The organism is Arsenicibacter rosenii (genome assembly GCF_001870735.1).
In the GTDB taxonomy this organism is placed as follows: Bacteria; Bacteroidota; Bacteroidia; order Cytophagales; family Spirosomataceae; genus Arsenicibacter; species Arsenicibacter rosenii.
Map to the genome: position 1 here is coordinate 29,702 of NZ_MORL01000020.1, position 20,020 is coordinate 49,721.

Sequence of the window (20,020 nt, forward strand, 5' to 3'; positions counted from 1 at the left end):
CCGATGAGATCCCGCCAGCGGGTTTGTCTTATGGATGAGCAAACCCGTACGGGATGCACATTGGCATGGATTTTCAGTACGACACAGTCACCGATTTCGTTAAAGACCCATCGTTCCAGAAATGGGTAATCGACCCGGACGCCGATACCGCCGCGTTCTGGGAAGGCTGGCTGGCGGCAAATCCCGCCCAACGGACAACCCTTCTGGAAGCCCGGCAGCTTATTCTTGATCTGCGCTTCACGACCGACTATGCGGCCAACCGCGCCATGATCGACGTATGGCAGCAGATTCAGGCCGGTAAGGCCGCGTTGCCGGTTATCCGCCCGCTGCGTTACCGGCAACGCAGTACATTCCTGATCGCAGCCGCTATATCCGGTCTGCTGCTGCTAACCTATGCTACCTATCAATATTACACTCGTTCTGAGTCAATTACAACGATCTCAACTCACTATGGAGAAACCAGAACACTTTCCCTGCCCGATGGCTCCGTCGTGACCCTCAATGCCAATTCGCATCTGTCCTTCCCTACCAGCTGGGACACCGGCAAACCCCGTGAAGTCTGGCTGGAGGGAGAAGCGTATTTCCGCGTTCAGGAGAAAAAAGGGACCGGGCAAGCCAGATTCAGTGTGCATGCAGAGCCGGTTACGGTTGAAGTCGTGGGTACGGTATTCAATGTTAAGCACCGGAAAAAACAGGCAAGGGTTGTACTGGAATCGGGCAAGGTGAACCTGCTGGTTCAACAGCCGGGGCAACGCAGGCAGCATGTATTCATGAAGCCCGGCGAACTGGCCGACGTTGACACCCGGGCAACGGTCCGTGTCTGTTCGGTGGATCCGGCCGCCTATACGTCCTGGCAATCCAATCAGCTGGTATTCCGGAAAACTGCCCTGCGCGAGATTGCTACGCAGCTGGAAGAAACCTACGGGTATTCGGTCACATTTACGGATCCGGACGTAGCCGACAAACGGTTTTCAGGAAGCGTACCGTCGCAACAACCTGAGCTACTGCTTATGACACTCAGCAAACTGTACAATCTGAACATTTCAAAACAAAACAATCAGGTAATCATTTCCACGAAACATCTTTAATACAGCCATTGATTCATCGGCTTGTATATCGTAAAACAAAATTAGTCTACTAACTCTATCTTATAGACCAATTATTAGTTATGAAAAACGTTGCCCTCAGAAAAAGTATCTGTTTTTTCCTGTCCATGGCCGTACTCAATGCCAGCGCGGAAAAGGATCAAGCGGTTGCTTTTCAGAAAACCGGATCACGGGCGGTCAAAGAACAACCCGGGCAGAAACCGGTAAAATCGCTGACCCATGTACTGTCTCAGCTGGGCGCTCACTATGGCGTAAGCATCAATTACGACAGCGACCTGCTGGAAGGTAAAACCATAAAAGCAGGGTCTCCGGCAATGAAAACGCGGCAGGAGACCGAACTGGAAGAAACACTTACCGCGCTGCTCACGCCGCTGGGTCTGCGTTACGAAAAGCTTAAAGCTGGTTTTTACCTCATTTTTGCCGAGCGCGACCGGCGTCTGCCAAAGCCAAACAGCACCGAATCAGGATACCCTACGCAGGGGCGTCTTAATGAGGCTCCTGCTCTCCGGGAAGCCCCTGCGTTTCAGGTCAGCGGAACGGTTACTGACGAAGAAGGTCAGGTATTGCCCGGTGCCAGTATCCTCGTGAAAGGAACCAGTAACGGAACCGTTACCGATGCCAACGGAAAATATGTGCTGACGGTGCCGGATGCCGGCGTGACGCTGGTGTTCTCCTACATCGGCTACATTGCCCGTGAACTTCCGCTCAATGGGCAGGCAATCCTGTCGGTGAAACTGGCAAAAGATGTTAAATCGCTGAACGAGGTAGTAGTGGTCGGATATGGCACCCAGTCGAAAACCAACGTCATTGGTTCGATTGCGCAACTCAGCGGCGAAAAAATCAATACGCGGTCGGTGGGGCAGTTATCGCAGGGGCTCACGGGCCAGTTACCGGGCGTAACCGTTATTCAGCGCTCCGGACAGCCGGGAAGCAGCGGGGGCAGCATCCAGATTCGCGGCGTTGGTTCGTTTGCGGCGTCAACGGCTCCCCTGATCCTGATTGACGGGATTCCGGCCAACTCGTTTAACAACGTTGACCCGAACGATGTCGAGTCGGTTTCGGTCCTGAAAGATGCCTCCTCAGCGGCTATTTACGGAGCGCGGGCCGCCAACGGGGTCATTCTTGTTACGACCAAAACCGGCAAACAAGGCAAGATGCGGATCAGCTACAACGGCTATGCCGGCATTCAGAAAATGACCGCTACCCCGCAGTTTGTCAGTTCGGCCGAGTATGCGCAGTTGCTGAACGAGGCCGTTCCGAACTCCTATACCGACGCACAGATTGCCCTCTTCAAAAACGGCACCGACCCAGACAACTACCCTAACAGTGACTTTGTCGCGTCGACACTGAAAAAACAAGCCTCGCAGACGGGCCACAACCTGAGCATTTCGGGTGGTACCGAAAATACGCAGTACTTGCTTTCATTCGGTTTTCTGGGTCAGGCCGGTATACTGGAGCGTAACAACTTCGGCCGCTACAATGTCCGGCTGAACCTGACCAATCAGCTGTCGAAAAAACTCAGACTGACCACCCGCCTGTCGGGCATTCAGTCGCAGGATAACCAGCCGGCGCCCCCCGCCACGCTGGACTTCAACGACATGAGCGGTATCATCAGCAGCACCATCCGGATGCCGTCAATTTATACGATCCGGTACAAAAACGGCGACTGGGGCACGGGCGTATCCAATAAGGGAACAGCGGTTTCGTATCTGCAGAACGACTCTTTTTACAAAGCCAAGAGCACCGATTTAGGCGCAAACCTCCGGCTGGACTATACTCTTATCCCTGACCTGACCGTTTCTGTTCTCGGCGGTTATACCCAACTCAATCAGCGCGGCTCCCGCTTCCTGTCGGCGCAGCGGCTGAATGCAACCATTGCGCTGGGACCGTCTTCGCTCAACGAAACCATCAGCAACAACAACTACCGGACGCTTCAGGCGTTTGCCGACTACAAAACGAATATCGGCGATCATGAAATCGGGGCACTCGCCGGTTACTCGTTTGAGACCGCATTCAGTGAGTCGATGGCGCTGGGCCGGAGCAACCTGCCCAGCAATTCGGTGACGGTCATCAACGCGGGAGATGCCAGTGCGCAGACAACCAGCGGGAGTGCCACCGAGTGGGCACTCGAATCGTATTTCGGCCGGGCGCAGTACAACTACCAGCGAAAGTACCTTGTGGAGGGTGCGGTACGGTTTGACGGGTCGTCGCGCTTTCCCAAAAACCAGAAATACGCCCTTTTCCCGTCGATAGCAGTGGGCTGGCGGATTGGTCAGGAAAATTTCATTAAAAATAACCTGCCGTGGGTCGATGAGCTGAAACTGCGGGCGTCGCATGGTACGCTGGGTAACCAGAACATTGGCTCCGATTACCCCTACCAGAACCTGCTGAATACCGGCTACAATTATCCCTTTGGCGGGGTGATCAACACAGGCGTGGCCCGGACAACCATCACCGACACAACCCTGCACTGGGAATCAACCCAAACCACCGATGTCGGTCTGGAGGCCAGCTTCTTTAAGCGGCTGCTCAGCGTTAGCGCCACCTACTTCGACAAATACACCTACGACATTCTGGTAAGTCCTGCCTCCAGTGTAGCGCAGGTGCTTGGCTTTACGGTTGGTCAGAAAAACTCGGGGCGCCTCTCCAACAAAGGCTGGGAATTTACGCTCGAACACCGCCACAAGGCCGGTAATGTCAACTATTCGATAGGGACAAACCTGACTTACACCAAAAACACGGTACTTGACCTGGGCGTCGGCAATGTGAAGCAACCAAACGGGCTGGTTGGCAACGGCAGTGATCTGTTCATCGGCTATCCGCTGAACCTGTATTATGGGTATGTGGCCGACGGGTTGTTTATCAATCAGGACGACATCAATACATGGGCCAATCAAACGGCCATTGCACCGAATCCGAAGCCGGGCGACATCCGCTACAAGGACATCAGCGGCCCTGAGGGCAAACCCGATGGCAAAGTCGACGCCCAGTACGACCGCACGCTGCTGGGCAGTACCATTCCGGAATTCACGTATGGCATCAATCTCGCTGCCAGCTACAAAGGCTTCGATCTGGGCGTGTTGCTGCAGGGCGTTGGCGGAGTGAGCGGTTACCTCAATAACTACGCAGGCTGGGCACTCTTCCAGAACGGCAATATCCAGAAATGGCAGATGGACGAACACTGGACGGCGGCGAACCCGGACCGTAATGCCGGTTACCCGCGCCTGGAGCTCATTTCCAACACCGGTACCAACAACACCCTGACCTCATCGTTCTGGGTGCTCAACGGCTCCTACCTCCGCCTGAAAAATGTGCAGCTTGGCTATACGATTCCATCCGTAATCACGAAAAAGCTGAACATCGCCACGGTACGCATATATGCCAACGGCGAAAACCTGAAGCTGTGGAGCAATTACCGCAAAGGCTGGGATCCGGAAATCAATACCGGCGGGGCCTATTACCCCATTATGGCAAACTACACTGTTGGCCTGAACGTAACTTTCTAACCTGACATCTTACTGCTATGAAAGCACTGATAACTATACGTACAGTTTTACTCGCACTGCTGCTGGCCGGTACCGGTTCGCTGTGGTCCTGCAAAAACGAATTAGACAAAAGCCCGCTGAGTAACTATGTCAACGAAACCTTCTGGACCAGCGAAAACAATGCCCTCCTTGCGCTGACGGGCGTGTATCGGGGCAATATCCAGATGCTGGCCGCCCCCGGCACCGGCGCTGAGTTTTCGGCAACTGACTGGTGGTCGTACCATGGCCTGATCATGCTCGAGGTCGCCACTGACAATGCCTACGACCGGCGCGGCGATAACTCCGGCATCAACCAGCTGACTAACGGCAATCTGGTAGCGACCAATGCCTATCTGGGCAACTACTGGAGCGCCAGCTATTCGCGCATTGCCCGCTGCAACTACTTCATGGAGAACGTGGCCAAAACCCCGGTTGATGCGGCCAAAGTCAAACGGATGACGGCAGAAGCGCGGTTCATCCGTGCGTGTCAGTATTTTTACCTGTCGCAGACCTTCGGATCGGTGCCGCTCGTAACCCGAACCCTATCGCTGGACGAAGCCAACACGGTAACCAAAGCCACCAAAGCGGAGGTGCTGAAGTTTGCAACCGACGAGTTTACCGCCGTGGCCGGCGACCTGCCACGGGCCAAAGACTTACCGGCAGCCGAACGGGGCCGGGCCACCAGACAGGCCGCCCTGGCCTTTCTGGGAAGGGCGCAGCTGGCCGCCTATGCCTACAACGACGCCGCAACGACCTACAAAACGATCATCGACTTCGGTGACAACCTGATTGACCCGAGCTATCCGAGTTTGTTCAACGGCACCAACGAAGCCAGCCGCGAACTGATTTTTGCGACCCAGTATGTTAAAGACCTCGCGCCCAATGCCATGGACCAGCATTTTTTCCCGGCTGTCAACGGGGGCTGGCACCTGTTCAACCCGCTGGGCAGCCTCGTCGAATCGTATGAGTTTACCGACGGGACACCGTTTTCGTTTACCGATCCGCGCTATTCGGCCACCGACCCGACCGCCAATCGTGATCCGCGCCTACGCTATAATGTGCTGTTTAACCAGCAGACATTCCAGAACATCGCCTACATTACCCATCCCGATTCGACCCGGTCGGCAGATCAGCTGACAACGAGCAAGCAAGCGACCCGCACCGGTTTCGGCCTTCGGAAATACAACTGGGACGGCCTGACCGGCGACCTCCAGAACTCCGGCATCGACCTGCCGGTCATCCGGTATGCGGAGGTATTACTGAGTTATCTGGAAGCCCGGCTTGAATCAGGGGCGGTCGATCAGGCACTGCTCGACCAGACCATTAACCTCGTGCGGGGGCGGTCAGGTGTGGGACTGCCGCGCGTAACAGTCACCAGCCAAACCCAGCTGCGTACCATCCTCCGTCGGGAGCGGCGGAACGAATTAGCGTTTGAAGGCATCCGGTTGTGGGATTTACAGCGCTGGAAAATTGCGGGAGACGTGTTAAAAGGCGATTTTTACGGAGCCGCGTTCCCCAATGCGAAAAATTTGCGCAAAAAGACAGCGACTACCAACGACCCTTACTCCCGCTGGTTTGTCACAACGAAAAATTTCCGGGTCGGGACCGACGAAACATGGCCGATTCCGCAGAGCGAAGTCAACATTAACCCGAACCTGAAATAACGTTTTCACACAAACCCAAACCGCATGAAGCGTCACTTTTTAGCCTTTGCCCTCTTTGTTTTTGCGTTGAGTGCCCATGCTCAGCAAAAGCCCAATATCGTCATCATCTATGCCGATGACCTTGGCTACGGCGATGTCAGCTGTTATGGGGCCACCAAAATCAAAACGCCGAATATCGACCGTGTTGCGGCCGAAGGGTTACGGTACAGCAATGCCCATGCAACGGCAGCCACCTGTACACCATCCCGTTTTTCGATGCTGACCGGCCGGTATGCCTGGCGGAAGGCAGGTACCGGTATTGCCCCCGGCGATGCGGCCCTGCTGATCCCGACGGATAAGGTTACGTTGCCGGGTGTTTTACAGCGGGCGGGTTACCAGACAGGCGTGGTCGGCAAGTGGCACCTGGGCCTGGGCCCGCAGGGTGGCCCGGACTGGAACCACGACATCAAGCCGGGACCGCTGGAGATCGGGTTCAACTATTCGTTCCTGATTCCGGCAACGGGCGACCGTGTTCCCTGCGTGTATGTCGAAAATCACCGTGTCGTCAACCTCGACCCGGCCGATCCGATTCAGGTCAGTTACGGAAAGCCCATCGGCAATGAGCCAACAGGCAAAGACCACCCTGAGTTGCTGAAAATGAAGTTCTCCCACGGTCATGACCAGACGATTGTGAACGGTGTGAGCCGGATTGGCTACATGACCGGCGGCAAAACAGCCCGCTGGGTAGATGAGGAGATGGCAGACCTGATTACAGGAAAAGCAAATGCATTTATCGAAACCCATAAAAAGGGCCCGTTTTTCCTTTATTTCTCGACGCAGGACATTCATGTGCCCCGGATGCCGCACTCACGGTTTGTCGGTAAGAGTGGCATGGGACCGCGCGGCGACGCTATTCTGCAACTCGACTGGTGTGTCGGTGAGCTGATGAAAACACTGGACCGGCTTGGCCTGAAGCAAAATACACTGGTCATCATCAGCAGCGACAACGGGCCGGTAGTCGACGACGGCTATCAGGACGAGGCCGTAACAAAGCTCGGCGGCCATACCCCGGCGGGGCCGTTGCGGGGCGGCAAATACAGTGCGTTTGACGCCGGTACGCGGGTGCCGTTTATTGTCCGCTGGCCGGGTAAGGTAAAAACAGGCCGCTCGGATGCATTGCTGAGTCAGATTGATTTACTGCATTCGTTTGCCGCCCTGACCGGTCAGAAGCTGGCCCCGCAGGAAGCTCCTGACAGCTTCAATAGTCTGGATGCGCTTCTTGGGAAAGATCAGACCGGCCGTGCCTTTGTGGTTGAGCAAGCCCTTAATAATACGCTCTCGGTTCTGAAAGGCAACTGGAAGTATATCGAACCAGGCAACGGACCTGCTTATCAGAAGTTGACCAATACAGAACTGGGTAACCTGCCTAAACCACAGTTGTATGACCTGAAAGCCGATATCGGCGAACGAACCAACGTGGCCGATAAGCATCCGGAAATCGTTGCAGAACTGACCACGCTGCTTCAGTCGGTGCGGGACAAGAACTAGCTTACCGGTACAGACCGGATATACTGCTTCAGGCTGCTTGCCTGAAGCAGCTTTTGCATATATAGGCTTTGCCGGAAAGAGCACTATTGATCAGGATTACCTTTTTTACGTATGCCATTCGCACGTCAAACGAAGATGACAGCACGTTTAACTGACACTCACCCGAATGATCCGGTGCCGGTGCCGCCCGTGCAGACGGGCTATGCCCCGGAACCGGTGAACAACAACCCGACCACCGCCGGCCAGGCCGATGCCTTGCTTTGGAAAGACCTGCAGGCTGGTTCAGAAAAGGCGTATGCATTGCTGTACCGGCGCTATTTCGGCCTGCTGTACCACTATGGCCTGCACCTAAACAACGACGAAGATGTTGTCAAAGACTGTATTCAGGACCTGTTTCTCTACCTTTGGAACCACCGCGAAACGCTGACCGACGTTACGTTCGTAAAACCTTATCTGGTCCGGGCGCTCAAAGGCCGGTTGCTCAACGCCTTCTCAAAAAATGCGCGGTTCGATCTTATGGAGGATGAGGAAACGGTAAGCGGGCTGGAAATCACGCACTCAGCCGAACAGGAGCTGATCGATCTACAGATTTCACAGGAGCAGCAGGACGCCATTGTCCGCGCCCTCGACAAACTAACCGGCCGCCAGAAGGAAGCCGTCCTGCTTAAGTTTTACAGCAACCGCCGGAACGAAGAGATTGCGGCCGAAATGGCGATTTCGCTGGATGCGGTCTATAACCTTATTTATCAGGCCATTGGACGCCTGCGCAATAATGTGGAGAAAGTATATGGCCTCTTGCTGATCCTCTGGAATATGCTTTGATGAGGCCATCAAAAACAGAACCGGACCTCCCTGAAGAAGCCCGGCACTGTGTACATACGTTAGAATTTCAGCGCAACCCCTACGCCCTGCATACCGGGGGTAATGTGTAAGGATGTTGCCTGCTTACTGTTGTATCGGTTAGCTGCCCGACGAAAACTTACTGCCGCACGATGATTTAACCAGAGCGATGTGAGGCCAAGCAATACGCCGCTACCCACCAGGGCCGCACCCGCCTGCCGATCCATAAACCGGTCTCTCCCGTGTCCGTCTCTGCCCGCAGGGTCATTTGCCGGTTGGGTTTGCCGGTCAGGCCTGCCCATCATTCCCCGGTTGTCCCAATGCCCGGCCAGGGCCGAGCCTACCCCCGCACCGATCAGAACTGCCGACGAAATACCTGTTGCCAGTGACCAGTTGCGTAATACACGGCCACGGTTAAACGACTGCCATGCTGCTGACTGCATCTGCATCAGCGACGCGGTCTCCTGCATCGATACCCGCTGCCCGGCTCCTGATTCAAAATGCCGGTTAAACCAGCGGCTTCTGTACCGCAACTGATCGATATCGCGCATGCCGGGTGCCGGCATCGGCCGGTTCCCGCGCATCTCCTCCGGACGCCGCGCCGGGCGGGGCCTGTCATTCCGGGGACCGTTGCCGCCGAATACATCTTTGGTACCATTGGCGTACTTAATCAGAAACACGTCACTTAACGGAGCCGTATACACGGGGCCATCCGGATTAGAGGACTTCTTGTATTTCAGTTCCTGCTGACCGACTTCGAGTACTTTTGCCGGAATCTCGTCTCCGTTGCGCAGGATGATATTGTCCTGTGCGTATGCCGCCGATGCCGACAGCAGTGCTGCTAAAAAAATAAATACCCGCATGGTTATTGGTTGTTGTTATGCCTTACAAAAACACATACGGAACTTCATCATATAAACGCTGCCTGAGCCTGAATAATAATCTGCAACTCAGTACTTACGGATTGGCAAAACCCGCTTCGCCCACCAGCGTCAGCAGCGCCAGCTGAATGGCCTTGTAGCTTTGATCGTCGTAGAACCACTCATTCAGGGCGTGGGCATTGCCGGCCTTACCACCCCGACCTAGTGTGACGGCCGGAACTCCCTTCGAAATCGGAATGTTGGCGTTGGTCGATCCGCGCGATACGGCCGGCGAGGCGCCAAAATAAGCCGTTGCCGCCATCGCCCGCTGAATCAGCGGCAGGTTGTCCGGCAATTCGCCCGAGGGCCGGTCGCCGATTTTCTTAATATCTACCGTCAGCGCCGGACCCATGCGCTTCATGGCGTTGTGCTCCTGCAAGGCCTGCTGTACCGACGCTTTCAGAATAGCATCGACCTGTTCAAGGTTTTCCGGAATTTCGGACCGCATGTCTACTTCCATCCACGACTCAAACGCAATGGAGTTGACCGACGTTCCGCCGCCGATCCGGCCTACGTTGTAGCTTGTGCGGGCCCCGGTGCGGGTATATTTATCGGCCGCTTTTGAAAAATAGTGAATCGCCGAACCCAGCGCATGCTGCGGATTGGCCAGACCGAAAGCGCCCCACGAATGGCCGCCCGGTCCTTTGAACGTAATCCGGTAGCGGTAAGAACCAAGACCCATTGTACTGACACGGCCAATATCGCCGCCGTCGATTGAAATCCAGGAGTCGATGCGGGGACCTTCAGGGCTGAAGAGCTGTTTTACCCCGCGCAGATCGCCCAGCCCCTCTTCGCCTACCGAACCGATAAACAGCACATCCGACTGGGTTTCAATACCGGCCGCTTCCATCGCCCGCAGAACCGACACAACCATGACCAGCCCGCGCGTATCGTCGCCGACCCCGGGCGCATAGAGCGTATCACCTTTGGTTTTTACTTTTACGTTGGTTTCAATCGGAAAAACCGTATCGAGGTGGCCGTCCAGAACAACCACACGGCCGCGCTTTTTACCTTTCCGCAGTGCAATGACGTTGCCCACCTTATCGGTCCAGACCGAATCGGCACCGGCTTCCTGTAGCATCGCTGCATACCGGATTCCCCGTTTTTCTTCCATAAACGGCGGGGCCGGAATCTCGGTGAGCATGATCAGTTCGTCGCGGTTGCGGGCATTCTGATCCAGGATCGATTTGAACGCCGCCTGCACTTTTTTGTTTTTTGCCAGCCCGTCGATCTCTTTCGTATACGACGCCTCGACAGTACCCTTCCGGCCCCCTTCGTCTTCCTGCGCGAGCGCGGGGGTAAAGAGTTGGGTCAGACACAGCGACACGAGGCCGATGGCAATGGTTAGTTTGTTGTGTTTCATTCGTGAGGTCTTGTATGAACAGTTTCACTAAAAAACGGCCGAAACACGACAAAGGCAAGGAACGGGCGGGGGAATCTGCCGCTTATGCCGCAATCGCTTCCCTGACCGATGCAATTTCCCCATTGATGGCCGACACCAGACCGGCAACGACATCGGCATCATGGTTTTCGAGGTATTCCAGCTTGCGGGCCAGGTCGGCAAGCGGCCTCATACCGGCCGTGATGGCCATACCATACAGCTTATGCCCTTCGCTGCGGATCGCCTCCAGACTCCCGGTCAACAGGCCGGGGAGCCGGTTGGTCTGCACATCGTCCAGCTCTTCAACTGCAGCCTGAATAAAGGCGGCGGTCAGGTCAGGGTCACCGCCTGCCATCCGCTCCATTACCGAACGATCAAAAGAGGCCCGGGCGGCCGGAGGAGCCGGTTCAGCGGGTTTATGGTGACTCCATTCACCAAACAGCTTCACGAGCGACTCTTCAACTATCGGCTTGGCCAGGAAATCGTCCATCCCGGCATCCAGACACTTCTGCTTTTCTTCCAGCGTACTGCTCGCCGTCAGCGCAATGATCGGCACGCGGGTTTGTTGTTCCAGGACCCGGATACGCCGCGTCGCATCTATTCCGTTCATGACCGGCATCTGCACGTCCATCAGGATGATGTCCGGCTGTTGTTCCTTCCAGAGAATCAGCGCTTCTGCCCCGTCGGCAGCGGTCAATACCGTGGCATCAGGCAGAATCCGGGCCAGAATCGACTGGACCAGCAACTGATTGATGCGGTTATCTTCTACCACCAGTACTTTCCCGATCTGACCTGCCTGCGGTCTCCCGGCACCGAGATATCCGGGTATTGCAGAACCGGATACGCCCGACGCCGGCAGACCGGTCCCGGGCGTATTCCCCGTTTCTTTGCCGCCTTTTTTCAACCGGCTCAGCACATAATACAGGTCCTGCATTTTGATTGGCTTTACCAACCGGTGCTGAACAGAAAGCCGCTGACTCCCTTTCTGAATCGTTTCATCATTGGCCGAACTATGCAGCAATATAATGGGCAGTCCGTCAACGGTATCGTTAAAATGGGCCTGTATCTTTTCGATTGTTTCGAGCCCATTCATAAACGGCATGTTGTAATCCATCAGGATGGCGTCAAACCGTTTGTTAGTATCGAGAATTTTCAGCGCATCGAATCCATTACTGGCTTCTTCGACCATAATCTGCCGGATCAGCAGCATTTCGCGGAGAATAATCCGGTTGTTTTCATTATCGTCTACGATCAGTACCTGCTTCAGCGTATTGTTGGTATCCCAGACAACGGGATCGCCGTTTTCGGCCTGTAACCAGACATCAAAAAAGAACCGGCTTCCTTTTTCCGGATGGCTTTCCAGCTGCAAACCGCTTCCCATTAAGCCGAGCAGCTTGTTCGAAATAGTCAGGCCAAGGCCCGTACCGCCGTATTTTTTGGTGATCGATACATCTTCCTGCGAAAAGGCATCAAAGATTTTTGCCTGCATCGCCGGTTTAATGCCGATACCGGTATCGCGAACCTCAAACCGGAACAATCCCTGACCATCGCGAAAATCGGTAACGGTTATTTTAAGTTCGATCTCGCCGCTTTCGGTAAACTTCACCGCATTACCCAACAGGTTGACCAGGACCTGTTTCAGGCGTACAGGATCGATGTAAACAAAGCGGGGCAGGTTCGGTTGCAGGTTCAGCAGCATTTCCAGCCCTTTGTTCTGCACCTGATAGGTGATAATATCGGCCGCCTGACTGCTGATTTCGTAAATATCCGACCGCGACTCGTCGAGTTCCAGCTTGCCGGACTCAATTTTTGAGAAGTCGAGAATGTCATTAATAATCCCGAGGAGCGTATTGGCCGACTGGTTGACAATCGACAGGTATTGCCGCTGGGTTACGTTCAGATCCGTTTTCAGGAGCAGGTCCGAAAAGCCGATGACACCGTTCAGCGGTGTCCGGATTTCATGGCTCATATTGGCCAGGAACTCCGATTTGGCTTTACTGGCATTTTCGGCCAGTAGCTTGGCGCGTTTGAGTTCTTCGCGCTGCGCACAGAGTTCGGTAATATCCTGCGTAAACATCATGATCCCCCCGATTTCTCCGTTGTAATCGTACCATGGCCTTACCTCCCAGCGTAAATGCTGATTGTGGTCCCAGCCGGGTGGTTGCCAGATGTCTTCCTCGCATTTTTCAACGGCTCCCGCCAGACAGCGCTGGTGAATGGCTTTCCAGTCGTCGGTGATATTCGGGAAAATCTCATAATGAGAACGGCCGATAATGTCCTGCGTAACTTTATATTCCTCCAGCCACTGCTTGCTGACGGCCAGATACCGGATCTCTTTATCGAGCATGGCAACGGCTGCGGGTGCGTGTTCAACAAAGGCCGACAACCGCATTTTCTCCCGTATAAGCAGCTGTTCTGCCTGCTTTAACTGGTTGATATTCTGAACCGCTCCGAAAAGACGAACACATTTACCGTCCTTAAATTCGGGGTTGCCAAAGGCGCGGACCCAAACCGTGTTGCCTTTCGCTGTTTCTATCTGAAGCTCTACATCGTAGCTGATGCCTTCGGTAATGGCACGGTACGACAAAGCCGTAATGCGCTCGAAATCATCTCCTTTAAAGAAAGCCACCGCCGATTCATACGTCGGCACATAATCATCATCGACTTCATGAATCTCACGCGTTACCGCCGACCAGTGAATCTGATTCCGCACCAGATCAATTTCCCAGGCCCCGACTTTAGCGATCTTATTTGTCTGCGTCAGCATCTCCGACGTTCGCTGCAGGCGGAGTTCCAGCCGGTGACGTTCGGTAATATCGATGGCATTTCCGATCACATAAGGCGGTTGGTCTTCATCCGGTTCGATGATGTTGTTAAAGTACCAGATATGGGTTTTCCCGTTCCGGTGTTTGGTGTGCATCAGACCACTTGCCTGCCCGTTTTGCTTAATCTGAGCCAGATACCCGCTTATCTGCCCATGCAGGTTTGGCGGAACAATATTGAACAGGCTCATTCCGGTGAGTTCACCGGATGTATAGCCCAGCGACTGCGCCCCGGCTTCGTTCACCTCCAGAAAGTTGCCGTTCAGATCGTGGATACACATAAAGCCCTGCGAATTTTCAAAAAACGTCCGGAATTTATGCTCTGAATATTTCAGCGCTTTTTCTTTCTGCTTGATGCTCGTTATGTCGCGGCCAATCGCGTAGAGTAAACCTGTTGTCGGGTCAGGAGCCACTACCCATTGCAGGTATCGGTATGTTCCGTCGCTGCTCCGCAACCGGTGCTCAAAGTTGATGGTCTGTTCGCCCTGAGCCAGTTTATTGATTTCATGCTGAGTGGACAACAGGTCGTCGGGATGTACCAGATCAAAAAACGAGGTATTCAGCAGAACGTCATTGCTCCAGCCCAGCACCCGCTCAAATGCGGGGTTCAGTTCTTTGAAAAAACCGTCTGTGCCCGCCACACAAAGCAGGTCATTGGAATAGGCAAACAGTTTCCGGAACTGTTCGAGCTCCTGTTTCTCTGAGCATTTAATAATTAATTCTGCGGCAAGCCCGGCCAGCTGCATTAAGGCATCCTGCTGATGGCCGGTAAGTTGGCCTGGTTCATAGCCCAGCACACAAAGACAACCGATATGTATACCTGCCGAATTGGCCAGCGGAGCACCGGCGTAAAACCGGAAGTGTGGCGCGCCCTGCACAACAGGCAACTGCTGAAACCGGCTATCGAGCAAGGTATCCTGCACCTCCAGAAAATCGTTAAGCGCAACCGTTTGCCGGCAAAAGGAGCATTCGTCTACCGACAGCGCTTCTGTCAAGCCATGCACCGACCGTATCACCTGACGATCTCCGTCCAGTAAAATAATATAGGCAACTGGCAGCTGGCAAACAGTTGCCGCCAGGGCCGTCAACTGCCGGAATTCTTTTTCGGAAAGCGAATTCAGCGTATAGTATCGTTTCTGTGGATCCCGGTTTGTATGCATAACGTTATTGCTCTATTCACCCCAAAATGTGATATAACAAAGTTCTATAAAAGTATATTAAATTTTCATTTGTTCAAGCAGCAGTTTACTTACCCAAAGGAGTATAGACCTTTTTTAATGCTTTAGTATTCTGTTTTTAGATTTATTTTGCTCCTGAAAGGTTATCTCGGGAGCGGAAATGCTCCCCGGGAGAGTTTAAGCAAAAAAACAATGCCGGAAACCAATCCGTTACCCACACTTGAATTACACCCTGGCCGGGAGCTGGTTTTACTTGATTTCGACATGGAGAATGGTACTGTCCTGACAGTGAATGAGGCTTTAGGGCCTTACTCCAGCGACCTGACGTTTACATACAGTACTATACGGGACCCGTTACAGGAGTTCCGGGATCGGCTGGAAACGGTCTGTGGGGTCGGCTGCTACGGGGTTGGTGCCTTTGATTTCACGCCGGCAGCCATCGTTGACGTGATCATGCATCTTGTACCCCAACACTTGTCAAACAATTGGAGCGGATTAACGAGCAGGTACTAGCCAGTGATGCTGATATCATTTGCTACAATCGCTTAAACTGGCTATTTGCACGGGCCACGTTTCTGGAACTGCTGGATTATCTTCTTACAGACGTGAAACAATGGGTGTAGGCGACATAATACCCCCCCGAGGGCAAAACCCCCGGGGAGTTTAAGCAAAAGGATGAGTAAAATTCCTAAAACTGAAAATAGATAAACTGATTCGAGGTAAAGACGCCAAAGAAGTACGTCACAAACAGGATCAGCGACAGCAGCAGGACAAACCGCAGGGTGTTACGGGTCGGGATATAGAGGTAGAAATGCTCCTTTATCAACAAAAACACGATCAGTAAAAAACTGAAAATCAGCTCTGTGCTGTTGAGCGTTGTCTGAAGCGGATCGCTGAACGACAGAGTAGCCATGCGGCGGAAGATCAGCATAGCGTCGCCGACGCTTTTCGCCCGGAAAAACACCCATGTCAGCATCACCAGCCCAAACGTCAGAACTACATGCAGGGCCATACGGGGAGCCCGCTGCGCCAGACTTGCCTCAGGATTGACCGCCAGCCGGAACCAGGGCAGATGTTTATCGCGGAGGCCCGCCCCCACCTGATAGGCCCCGTGCAGACCGCCCCAGATCACATAGGTCCAGTTAGGCCCGTGCCAGAGGCCGGATGCCAGAAAGACAATCAGCTGATTCAGATTCCGGCGGACTTCGCCTTTGCGGTTGCCACCCAGCGGAATATACAGGTAATCGCGGAACCAGGTCGACAGGGAGATATGCCACCGGCGCCAGAATTCCGTAATGGATTGGGCAATGTACGGGGTCCGGAAGTTCTCCATTAACGTAAAGCCCATCACCCGCGCCGCCCCGATGGCAATGTCTGAATAGGCCGAGAAGTCGCAGTAAATCTGGATGGTGAAGAAAAACGTGGCCAGCAACAGCGTCAGACCGTTGTATTGACCGGGATCGTTAAAGGCCGGATCGACCAGCAGCACAAGCCGGTCGGCAATAACGCATTTCTTGAAAAAGCCGAATGCCATCTGCATCAGTCCCGCCTTCACCTGGTCGGCCTTATACGGGAAATAGGTATGAAACTGGTGCAGCACGTTCTGCGGGCGCTCAATGGGGCCTGCCACCAGTTGCGGATAAAACATGACATAGAGCGCGTAGATGCCGAAATTCCGCTCTGCCTTCTGATTGCCCCGATAGACTTCAATGGTGTAGCTCATGGCCTGAAACGTGTGGAATGACAGACCGATGGGCAGAATACTCATGTTGTCCTTAAATGACGTAATACCGCTTTCGCCGAACAGGTGCAGTACGCCCACAAAAATGCGGTTGGTCAGGGCCGTCACCTGCTCCGCCATGTGCGAAAACCCGAACAGGTCAAAGGCACCCGCCACGTTTTCGGCAAAAAAACCGAGGTATTTAAAAAAGGCCAGAATGCCGATGTTCGAAATCAGCGAGATGATCAGCAGCCATTTCCGGGCTTTATTGCCGGTGTTGGGCTCGCCCGTGCGTTCAATCCAGAGACCGGCAACGTAATCGATCACAATGGTGCCGAACAGGATCAGAATGTACGCCGGCTGGAACACCATGTAGAAATAACAACTGGCAACCAGCAACAACCGCCACCGCCACCCCAGCGACAGACTGAAGTAGAGCAGCGTGACAACGATAAAAAACAGAATAAACTGTAGTGAATTAAATAACATCGCTGGAGGTCGGTCAGTACACTTTTTCGACGCGTTCGAGGAAGTCGCTGTATTGTTTAGCCGGAATGAAATGAATCTGCGTGCGGTAGGTCAGCACGATGAATACCAGCAACAGCGAAATCAGAAACGCCTGAAGAATCACAATAAAAAAGGAAAATACCAGATAACTGGCCCAGCCCGGCACATAGGCATTAGCAAAGAAACGCAGGTAAACCACCACCCCGATGCCCGCCGCCGAAATACCCGACGTGATCACACAGAACAGCAGAATCCGGACGGCGGTCGTATCCATGAGTACCGAAACAGCGCTCAGGCCATGCATCAGCAGGGAGACAAAGTTCATCTTGGAGGTGCCCGCCAGCCGCCTCCCGCGCTCGATGGGTGTGGCCGTATACGGCAGACGCGACCGGATAACGCCCCCCGGATAATTGTTCCAGATTTCCGATACATGCGCCAGTTTGCGCAGCAATGGTCCCGGAATCAGGCTGTAATTGCCGAACGTGATCACCTTACCGGTCAGCAGGCGGAACACAGTTTTATAAATCTCATAAAATACCCGGAATGTCAGACTCTCGTGGCGTTTGGCACGGTGAGCAAATACAACATGGTTCGGTTTCTGTTCCGATGCCCCGATCAGCCGCATGATGTCTTCGGGTTTATCCTCCCCGTCGGAATCCATAACAATTGTCGGAAACTGATCAGGCAGACTGGCCAGGTGCGACAGCCCGATGGCGATGGCTTTCTGGTGACCGACGTTCCGGTAGAGCCGGAGAATAGACAGCGATTGGCCGACCCCTTTGGGTAATTCGGTGTAGTCGGTCGATGAGCAGTCATCAACAATCAGAAAAGCCAGTTTATTCAGCAACGACCGGTCAACGACCTCCCGGATGCGTTCGAGCAGCAGGCTGACGGCTTCCCAGTCGTTAAAAAGCGGAATAACAACGTTTATCGTGGGCGATTGGGCGGTTCGCGTATTGTCCAAAGTGAATGGTAATTGTCTGCGGCAAAGTTAAGCGATTCTCCGCACACTTATCCGCCGACTTACTAAACGTCCCGGCCGATGGTCTGAAAACCGGAAATCCCGCCTCTGCCAGAAGGGCAAAAGCGGGATTTCTGTTATCATAAAGGCTGCTTATCGGGTCGGGCAGGCAGTACCGCCGACCTCGATAGTATAAAACTGACCACCTCCCGCTGCACGACGGCCTGGCGTTGGCCCCTGGGGAATCTCTTCGCTATAGATTTTCAGCGTATACGTGCCCGGTTCTTTCACGTTTTCGGCGAAAATGGTGATGTTTTCCTGACAATTGCGGTAAATAACGCTGTAAACATATCCGTTCGGGCCGGTAAACTCAAAGTGACGGCCCGACACCTGCGCCGACAGTTGTATTGAGCATTTATCTCCGCCAAGGGTTCCGACTGTCTGCAGATTGCTCGCCGTGGGCGTTACGTTGCAAGGTTGAGGGCAACCCTCACTGGATCCAACAAGCGTAAAGGTCGTGGGATCCCCCTCATACCGTCCACCGTCATTGTAATAACAAATGACCGTATAACTGACCGCTCCTGCCGTAACCGGAACGAGGATAGATGCATCCTGAGGCTCGAAAAAACCGTTGTCTCCCGACCAATCCACTCTATCGCCGTCACAATCAGCCTGTAGGGCCAGCAGGGTTGAGGTACAGGCGGTATAACTGGTTACGGGGTCTCCTGTACCAGTTGTTATGGTGGCCGAAACAGGCTTACGCTGCGAAAAAACCTGTCCGGATAAGAACATTAGTAAAAAGATACCTGCGATTTTGAAAACGTTGTGCATAGCTTAAATCAATAAAATGGTAACCGTTTATTTCAAGTTGTAAATAAATAGAAAAAAACCATATGCACATTTGCATAAATTAACCATTGTAGTATCTTATTCTTACTTCTTTATCTATAATTCGTGATACGAATGCACAAAAAAAATGTCGCCTTCATACTTGTAGCAGAGTATGAAGGCGACACCTTAATCTGGCAGGTCTGTTTATGGATTCGGGCAGGCCGCACCGCCAACGTCAATGGTATAGTACTGGCCATCTCCTGCCGCACGCCGGCCGGGTATCGGACCGGAAACCACCTCTTCCTGATAGATTTTAAGGGTATAGGTCCCCGGTTCTTTTACGTTTTCGGCGAAAATGGTAATGTTTTCCTGACAACTCCGGTAAATAACGCTGTAAACATATCCGTTCGGGCCGGTAAACTCAAAGTGACGGCCCGACACCAGCGCCGACAGTTGTATCGAGCATTTATCTCTGCCCAGGGTTCCGACCACCTGCAGGTTGCTGGCGGTGGGTGAAGGACATAGTTCAGGTGCCAGTACCGTAACACTAACGGTAGAGGTAGCCGTCCCGCCCTGTAAGTCATCAACCGTAACCGTAAATGTTTGTATACCGGGGGAGGTCATCGTCGCAAACGTTCCTCCAAATGTCGGCTCGTCGATCAATGCACCGGACGGTCCGGTCCACAAGTAATCAACCTCGAGTCCGTCGGGGGTTTCAGCAGACAGATTAACGATCTGACCAACCGTCACGACCAGCGGCGAGGCAACCGCCGTAACAGATACAACCGGGTCGGCAGGAAAGCTGGTCAGTTTCCTGGCTGCAGCCTTTGTACTACCGGCCAGCAGTATTGTAGCTAGCAGCAGCATGTATTTACAACAGGCAGCGTAATCAGTTTTGACAAAGTTTTTCATAGTAAGACAAATTCATTTCTGCGCAAATTCATAAATCCGGTTCACACATCCATGCACCTGCTTACTATTTTGACAAACATCAAAAAATGAAGCACTTACTTATTTTTTTGATGTTTGTCTACACAAT

General features: G+C 53.5%; 12 protein-coding genes and 1 pseudogene. 6 read left to right on the forward strand and 7 right to left on the reverse strand.

All coding sequences use genetic code 11. The annotated features are described in order from the left end of the window. Positions 1-53 precede the first annotated feature (53 nt). The 5 genes from BLX24_RS23720 (at position 54) to BLX24_RS23740 (ending at position 8,643) form a co-directional block, all read left to right on the forward strand. Entirely contained in the window at positions 54-1,088 is a 1,035-nt protein-coding gene (locus BLX24_RS23720; protein WP_071505708.1) for a FecR family protein, read from the forward strand. A gap of 80 nt (positions 1,089-1,168) precedes the next feature. Continuing rightward, a complete protein-coding gene (locus tag BLX24_RS23725; RefSeq protein ID WP_071505709.1) occupies positions 1,169-4,612 on the forward strand; it encodes a SusC/RagA family TonB-linked outer membrane protein in 3,444 nt (1,147 codons plus the stop codon). A 17-nt stretch (positions 4,613-4,629) separates the two neighbouring features. Next, the gene (locus BLX24_RS23730; RefSeq protein WP_071505710.1) at positions 4,630-6,294 is read left to right on the forward strand and encodes a RagB/SusD family nutrient uptake outer membrane protein; all 1,665 of its coding nucleotides are present in this window, start codon (positions 4,630-4,632) and stop codon (positions 6,292-6,294) included. Positions 6,295-6,318: 24 nt separating this feature from the next. Continuing rightward, positions 6,319-7,821, forward strand: a complete 1,503-nt coding sequence (locus BLX24_RS23735; RefSeq protein ID WP_071505711.1) for a sulfatase family protein — start codon at positions 6,319-6,321, stop codon at positions 7,819-7,821. Between the two features lie 135 nt (positions 7,822-7,956). Then, positions 7,957-8,643: an RNA polymerase sigma factor gene (locus BLX24_RS23740; protein ID WP_071505712.1), complete on the forward strand. Its 687-nt coding sequence runs from the start codon at positions 7,957-7,959 to the stop codon at positions 8,641-8,643. Between the two features lie 59 nt (positions 8,644-8,702). Here the strand turns inward: BLX24_RS23740 and BLX24_RS23745 are convergent, their stop codons facing one another. From BLX24_RS23745 to BLX24_RS23755, 3 genes are all read right to left on the reverse strand, one after another. Next, positions 8,703-9,524, reverse strand: coding sequence for a hypothetical protein (locus tag BLX24_RS23745; protein ID WP_071505713.1), 822 nt, complete (start codon positions 9,522-9,524; stop codon positions 8,703-8,705). A 94-nt stretch (positions 9,525-9,618) separates the two neighbouring features. Further along, positions 9,619-10,944 carry a M20/M25/M40 family metallo-hydrolase gene (locus tag BLX24_RS23750; protein ID WP_071505714.1) on the reverse strand — a complete coding sequence of 442 codons (1,326 nt, stop codon included), beginning with the start codon at positions 10,942-10,944 and terminating at the stop codon, positions 9,619-9,621. Positions 10,945-11,026: 82 nt separating this feature from the next. Next, a complete protein-coding gene (locus BLX24_RS23755) occupies positions 11,027-14,944 on the reverse strand; it encodes a PAS domain S-box protein (RefSeq protein WP_071505715.1) in 3,918 nt (1,305 codons plus the stop codon). 282 nt (positions 14,945-15,226) lie between these two features. Between BLX24_RS23755 and BLX24_RS23760 the strand changes: the two are divergent. Then, positions 15,227-15,585: pseudogene (locus BLX24_RS23760) on the forward strand (DUF6331 family protein). A gap of 65 nt (positions 15,586-15,650) precedes the next feature. Here BLX24_RS23760 and BLX24_RS23765 read toward each other — a convergent pair. From BLX24_RS23765 to BLX24_RS23780, 4 genes are all read right to left on the reverse strand, one after another. Continuing rightward, positions 15,651-17,171 carry an MBOAT family O-acyltransferase gene (locus BLX24_RS23765; protein WP_071505717.1) on the reverse strand — a complete coding sequence of 507 codons (1,521 nt, stop codon included), beginning with the start codon at positions 17,169-17,171 and terminating at the stop codon, positions 15,651-15,653. Positions 17,172-17,184: 13 nt separating this feature from the next. Then, positions 17,185-18,153 (reverse strand): glycosyltransferase, encoded by a 969-nt coding sequence (locus tag BLX24_RS23770; RefSeq protein ID WP_083422142.1) that lies wholly within the window; start codon positions 18,151-18,153, stop codon positions 17,185-17,187. Between the two features lie 150 nt (positions 18,154-18,303). Continuing rightward, positions 18,304-18,981, reverse strand: coding sequence for a hypothetical protein (locus BLX24_RS23775; RefSeq protein WP_071505718.1), 678 nt, complete (start codon positions 18,979-18,981; stop codon positions 18,304-18,306). Between the two features lie 204 nt (positions 18,982-19,185). Then, a complete protein-coding gene (locus tag BLX24_RS23780) occupies positions 19,186-19,848 on the reverse strand; it encodes a PKD domain-containing protein (protein ID WP_143092778.1) in 663 nt (220 codons plus the stop codon). Between the last annotated feature and the right edge of the window lie 172 nt (positions 19,849-20,020).